This is a genomic window from Aquipuribacter hungaricus (assembly GCF_037860755.1).
GTDB lineage: Bacteria > Actinomycetota > Actinomycetes > Actinomycetales > JBBAYJ01 > Aquipuribacter > Aquipuribacter hungaricus.
Genome location: NZ_JBBEOI010000218.1, coordinates 1 through 5,813 on the forward strand (window position 1 = coordinate 1; position 5,813 = coordinate 5,813).

Sequence of the window (5,813 nt, forward strand, 5' to 3'; positions counted from 1 at the left end):
GGGGGGGCCGGGGGGGGGGTGGGAGGGGCCGGGCGACGGGGCCCGGGAGAGGCCCGGGGCCCGGGGGGGAGGGGGGGCGGGGTGGGGGGAGCCGGGTGGGGGGGGAGGAGGGTCGGGGCAGGTGGGCCGCGGCCCCGCCGGTCGGGTGCGAGCCGTGCGCCCGGGGCCGCGGCGCCACCTCAGGTCGCCAGGGCGCGGGTGTGCAGCGAGGTCACGGTGTGCCGGGCGGACTCGAAGGCGCCGTGCTGCCAGGCGATGACGTAGCTCATGTGGTCGCCCGCGAAGTACGTGTTGCCGTCGGGCAGGGTGAGGCGCCCGTAGGCGGTCTCGGGGCCGCCCTGGGTGCCGGCCGGCCAGCCGACCCAGCCGCCCTTCTGCAGCGGCATCTTGTGCCACGCCACGGTGAACGCGGTCTCCAGCTCGTCGCGGTACGGCGCCCCGTGCACCAGCGAGCCGCGCTCCACGGTGCGCGCGACGCGCTCGGCCGGGGTCAGCGCGCCGTAGGCGTCGGCGTTGGCGCCGAAGTTGTACGAGCCGACGACGACGCCCTTGGCGCCGAGGTAGCCCGACGAGGGGTACCAGATGGTGCCGTTGTCCATGTTGGTGTTGGTGATGCCGCCCATGATCTGCTCGTCGGTCTCCCAGAACCGGCGGCGGTACTGCTGGCCGACCTTGCCGACGCTCACAGGGACCGGCACGGCCAGGTCCGCCTTGGTCTGCGCGGAGAAGTTCGACGCGATGCCGCCCATGAGCTGCGGCGGGATCGTGCAGACGCAGTAGTCCGCGTCGACGGTCTTCGTCGCGCCGTCGCGGGTGTAGGTGACCGTGACGCCGGTCGGGGTGTTCTGGATGCCGCTCACGGGCGCGCCGTAGCGGATGACGCTGCGGACCGCGTCGGCGAGCGCGCGCGGGATGGCGTCCATGCCGCCGACGGGCTGGAACATCATCATGGCCTGGTCCCAGCCGGCCTCGAAGGAGAAGTTCCGCCCGACGCCCGCGGCCAGCAGGTCGCCCAGGTCCATCGGTGCCAGCGGCGTGCCGCGGTCGAACCAGCCGCCCGGCTCGTCGTCGCGCGGGTAGCCGGCCCGGCCGCTGCCGACGTAGGTGTCGGTCGCCGTGAGCGCGCCGAAGGAGCGCAGGTAGCCGATGAGGTTCTCCTTGTCGGCCGCGCTCAGCTCGGCGTCGAGGGAGCCCTGGCTGACGGCCTTGGCCAGCAGCGCGGAGGTGTGGCCGAACAGGTCGGCCTTGGCGGCGCGGTGGCGGACCGGGGTCCCGGCCAGCGGGCCGCCGGCGGTGGCGGAGGGCTGGTTGAAGTAGTAGCCGGAGGCGTTGGCGTTGGCGAACACCTCCAGCGGGACGCCGAGCTCGCGGCAGTACTGCATCGTCGTGTGGTGCTGCGGGATCCGGGCCGGGCCCATGTTCATGTACTGGTCGCGGTCGAACCGGGCGGTCTGCCGGGTGCCGTCGGTCTCGACCGACGTGCTGTCGCGCCGGGCGGTCCAGTTCCGGCCGCCGGGCCTGTCGCCGGCCTCGAGGACGGTGACGCGGTAGCCGCCCTTCTGCAGCTCGAAGGCGGCGGCGAGTCCGGCCACGCCCGCGCCCAGGACGACGACGTGGCGGCGGTTCGCCCGGCCCTGCAGGCTGAAGTCGCCGTCGCGCGGTGCCTGGAAGGCGACGGTGTGCGCGCTCGCCGCGGGCACGACGCCGAGGGTCTCCATGGCCCCGAGGACGGCACCGGCGCCGCCGGTCACCCCCAGCGCGTGGAGGAAGTGGCGGCGCGACAGGCCGGTCGTGGTGGTGCTCGTCATGCAGGGACTCCCGAGGTCGGTGGAGTGGGTGGCGCTGATGCTGCGACCTCGGTGTTACGCAGACGTTGCGCTGTGTCACCGCTGTGAGAAGGTCCTGTGACGATCAGTCGCAGCAGGTTTCACCCAGCCGGCACGTCGACGCAGGTCAGGGCGGGTGGTTGCGCGCTGAACCGTCCGGGTGACGCACGTGACCGGGTGCATCCGGCCGGGATACCGTTCTCGTGGTCGCGCTAACAACGGCGACCGCCCCCCTGCGTGCAGGTCACCCCGGACGGTGCACGCGCCCCCGTGATGCCGACCTCCCCGGTCGGCTCCTGCCGAACGGCCCGAGGATGACTGCCCCCACCACCCGCCCCCACCAGGTGCTGCTCCACGACTCCGGCGACGGTCTCGCCGCCGGTATCGCCAGCTTCCTGTCCGTGTCGCTGCTGCGCGGCGAGGCCGCCCTGCTCCTGGCCACCCCCGACCACCTGGCGGGGGCGGCCGACGCCCTCGTCGCGGCGGGCGTCGACCTCGACCGTGCCCGGGGCGAGGGTCGCTACGTCGAGCGGGACGCCGCCGCCACGCTGGCCCTGTTCCGCACGCCGGACGGCATCGACGCCGACGCCTTCCACGCCGTCCTCGACCCGCTGCTGGCCGAGCTCACCGGGCGGTCCGGGGCCGTGGCCGCCTACGGCGAGATGGTCGGCCTGCTCGCCGAGGAGGGCGACCTGGCCGGCGCCGTCTTTCTCGAGGAGCTGTGGGGCAGCGTCACCCGGACCACGCCGGTGCGGCTGCTGTGCGGGTACGCCCACGGCCTGCTGCCCGGGCAGGCCGACCTCGACCTGGTGCAGGGCCTCCACGACACCGCGGCCCGGCCCGTGGACGCGACCTGGGCGCTCGACCTGCCCGCCGGCCCGGAGTCCGCGCCGCTGGCCCGTGCCGCCGTCACCGACCTGTGCCGGACCTGGGGGCTGGACGGGACGGAGTGGGCCGACGACCTCGTCCTGGTCGTCGCGGAGCTCGTCGGCAACGCCGTGCGCCACGGCGGGTCCCGTCCGACCCTGGCCGTCGACGTCCACGGCGGTGACGTCGACCTCTCGGTCACCGACGCCTCCGACCAGCTGCCCGCCCCGCGCGACGACCTGCTCGCCGAGAACGGCCGCGGCTACGTCATCATCGACGCGCTGTCCGACTCCTGGGGCGTCGAGCGGCTGCCGTTCGGCAAGCGGGTCTGGGCGCGGCTGCCGCTGCCCCGCGTCGCCGCCTGAGGCCCCGCCCCCAGGTCGGGCGGCACCCTGGCGGCCGGGGTCCTCGAGCGCTCGCGGGGCCGGCACCGCCGTGGCTCACTGGGTGCATGGCCAGGACGCCCGAGCAGAAGTACACCGACCCCGACCTGCGCGAGCGGCTCAAGGCCGAGGTCGTCGCGGGGGACAAGGGCGGCAGGCCCGGCCAGTGGAGCGCGCGCAAGGCCCAGCTGCTCGCGCACGAGTACGAGAAGGCTGGCGGCGGGTACACCGGCGGCAAGGACGAGACCCAGCAGCACCTGTCGGAGTGGACCGACCAGGACTGGCAGACCGCGGACGGTGACGACCGCGCCCGCCACGGCGAGGAGACCTCCCGGTACCTGCCCGCGGCCGCCTGGGACGAGCTGTCGCCGGCGGAGAAGAAGGCCACGGAGGCCGCCAAGCGCGAGGGGTCGCGCCGCGGCGAGCAGCACGTCGCCAACACCCCGGCGGCGGCCGAGGCCGGGAAGGCCGCGCGGGCGGAGGAGCCGCTGCGCGGGTACGACGACCTCACCGTGCCCCAGGTGCTCGACCGCCTCGACGGCATGGACGAGGACGCGCTGCGGGCCCTCGAGGCGTACGAGCAGCACCATAAGGACCGGGCGACCCTGCTGCGGCGGGTGCGGGCGCGCCTGGGCTGACGACGCGGGCCGCGGCTCGTGGCCCACCCGACGCGCCTGTCCTGCTGGTCAGGTCGCCGCGTCGCCGTCCGCGACCCAGGGCCCTGCGGTCGATGAGTATGGGCCCGCCGGGCGGTCGGAAACCCGGTGCCGCCTGTCGGCGCCCGTCGGTACGGTCGCGGCCGTCGACGACCGCCGCACCCACCTGGAGGACCGGTGATCCACGCCCGTGGGCTCGCCCGCACGTTCCGCACCAAGCGCGGCCAGGTCAAGGAGGACGTGGTGGCCGTCGCAGGGGTCGACCTCGACGTCGCCGAGGGCGAGGTGGTCGGCTTCCTCGGGCCGAACGGCGCCGGGAAGACCACGACGCTGCGGATGCTCGTCACGCTCCTCGCCCCGACGGCCGGGACCGCGACGGTGGCCGGCCACGACGTGGCCCGCGACCCCGTCGCCGTCCGGCGCTCGATCGGCTACGTCTCGCAGTCCGGCTCGACGTCGCGCGAGGCGATCGCGGGGGAGGAGGTCGTCGACCACGGGATGCTCTACGGGATCCCGCGCCAGCGCGCCGAGGCCCGCGGCCGCGAGCTCTTCGACCAGCTCGACCTGCCATGCATCTGGGGCCGCAAGCCCGGCAGCCTGTCCGGCGGGCAGCGGCGCCGCCTCGACATCGCCATGGGTCTGGTCCACGACCCGACGCTGGTGTTCCTCGACGAGCCGACCACCGGGCTCGACCCGCAGGCGCGCGCCAACCTGTGGACCCACATCCGCTCGCTGCGCGAGGAGCGGGGGATGACGATCTTCCTCACCACCCACTACCTGGACGAGGCGGACGCGCTGTGCGACCGCATCCTCGTCATCGATCACGGGCAGATCGTCGCCGCGGACACCCCCGACGCCCTCAAGCGCCAGGTGGCCGGCGACCTTGTCGAGCTCGACCTCGCCGACACCGCCCGGGTCGCCGACGCGGTCGCGGTGCTGTCCGCGGTCGACGGGGCGGCCGAGGTCGCGGCGCACGGCCGGCGGGTGTCCACCCGGCTGCCCCACGCGGGCAGCGCCCTGCCCCGCCTGCTGCGCGAGATCGACGCCCGGGGGATCGCCCTGGACGCCGTGGAGGTCCGGCGACCGACGCTGGACGACGTGTTCCTCACCATGACCGGCCGTTCGCTGCGCGAGGAGTCCTGATGCCCACCACCTCCGACCAGCCGTCGACCACGACGGGCGTCCCCGCCCCCCGCCGCCGCTCGGCCGGCACCGGGTCCGCCGCCCCCTCGCGCGCCAGCGCCGGTGAGTTCGTCAGCCAGACCGGCATCGTCTGGCGCCGGCAGATGCGGATGAACCTGCGCAACCCCGCCTGGGTCATCATCGGCCTGGCCCAGCCGGTGCTGTACCTGCTGTTCTTCGGCCCGCTGCTGGAGCCGATCGCCGACCAGATCGGCGCCGACAACGCCTACACGTTCTTCGTCCCGGGCCTGCTCGTCCAGCTCGGCCTGTTCGGGGCCCTGTTCGCGGGGTTCGGGCTCATCGCCGAGTGGCGCGAGGGCGTGGTGGAGGCCGAGCGCGTCACCCCCGCCAGCCGCACCGCGCTGCTGCTGGGTCGGGTGCTGCGCGACGTGGTGCTCCTCGCCGTGCAGGGCGTGGTGCTGGTCGGGCTGTCGTTCGCCTTCGGCCTGCGCGCCTCGGTCGGCGGCATGCTGCTCGGGCTGCTGCTGGTCATGGTCGTCGGCGCGGCGTGCTCGGCGGCGTCCAACGCCCTCGCCCTGACGACCAAGAGCGAGGACGTCATGGCGCCGGTGCTCAACAGCATCGTGCTGCCGGTGCTGCTGCTGTCCGGGATCCTGCTGCCGATCTCCACCGCCACGGGGGCGCCGCAGTGGCTGGTCAGCGTGAGCTCCGTCATCCCGACCCGGTACGTGGTCGACGCCGTGCGCGCGGTCTTCGCCGACGACTGGACGCTCACGGTGGTGTGGGGCGTGCTGTGGGCGCTGGTGCTGTTCGCGGCCGGGGCGTACGTGGGGACGCGGACGTTCCGCAAGGAGAACGCCTGAGGCTGCGCCCCGCCGCCCCGGTCCGGCTGGTCACCCCTGCGCGGGGGCCCCGGCCGCCCGCGGGGCGACGGCCGG

General features: G+C 74.9%; 5 protein-coding genes. 4 read left to right on the top strand and 1 reads right to left on the bottom strand.

Going from position 1 to position 5,813, the window contains the following annotated elements:
- Positions 1–179: 179 nt before the first annotated feature.
- Positions 180–1,808: a flavin monoamine oxidase family protein gene (locus WCS02_RS16515; RefSeq protein ID WP_340295221.1), complete on the bottom strand. Its 1,629-nt coding sequence runs from the start codon at positions 1,806–1,808 to the stop codon at positions 180–182.
- Between the two features lie 332 nt (positions 1,809–2,140).
- Between WCS02_RS16515 and WCS02_RS16520 the strand changes: the two genes are divergently transcribed.
- From WCS02_RS16520 to WCS02_RS16535, 4 genes are all read left to right on the top strand, one after another.
- Positions 2,141–3,058, top strand: coding sequence for an MEDS domain-containing protein (locus WCS02_RS16520; protein WP_340295223.1), 918 nt, complete (start codon positions 2,141–2,143; stop codon positions 3,056–3,058).
- Between the two features lie 86 nt (positions 3,059–3,144).
- Positions 3,145–3,714 (top strand): hypothetical protein, encoded by a 570-nt coding sequence (locus WCS02_RS16525; protein ID WP_340295225.1) that lies wholly within the window; start codon positions 3,145–3,147, stop codon positions 3,712–3,714.
- 195 nt (positions 3,715–3,909) lie between these two features.
- Positions 3,910–4,875 (top strand): ATP-binding cassette domain-containing protein, encoded by a 966-nt coding sequence (locus WCS02_RS16530; protein WP_340295227.1) that lies wholly within the window; start codon positions 3,910–3,912, stop codon positions 4,873–4,875.
- Positions 4,875–5,738 carry an ABC transporter permease gene (locus WCS02_RS16535; protein ID WP_340295228.1) on the top strand — a complete coding sequence of 288 codons (864 nt, stop codon included), beginning with the start codon at positions 4,875–4,877 and terminating at the stop codon, positions 5,736–5,738. The genes WCS02_RS16530 and WCS02_RS16535 overlap by 1 nt, the downstream gene beginning before the upstream one ends.
- Positions 5,739–5,813: the final 75 nt, after the last annotated feature.

Excerpts from the sequence above, each read along its gene's own strand:
- WCS02_RS16520 (WP_340295223.1), top strand. The coding sequence starts at position 2,141 with ATGACTGCCCCCACCACCCGCCCCCACCAGGTGCTGCTCCACGACTCC.
- WCS02_RS16535 (WP_340295228.1), top strand. The coding sequence starts at position 4,875 with ATGCCCACCACCTCCGACCAGCCGTCGACCACGACGGGCGTCCCCGCC.
- WCS02_RS16515 (WP_340295221.1), bottom strand. The coding sequence starts at position 1,808 with ATGACGAGCACCACCACGACCGGCCTGTCGCGCCGCCACTTCCTCCAC.
- WCS02_RS16525 (WP_340295225.1), top strand. The coding sequence starts at position 3,145 with ATGGCCAGGACGCCCGAGCAGAAGTACACCGACCCCGACCTGCGCGAG.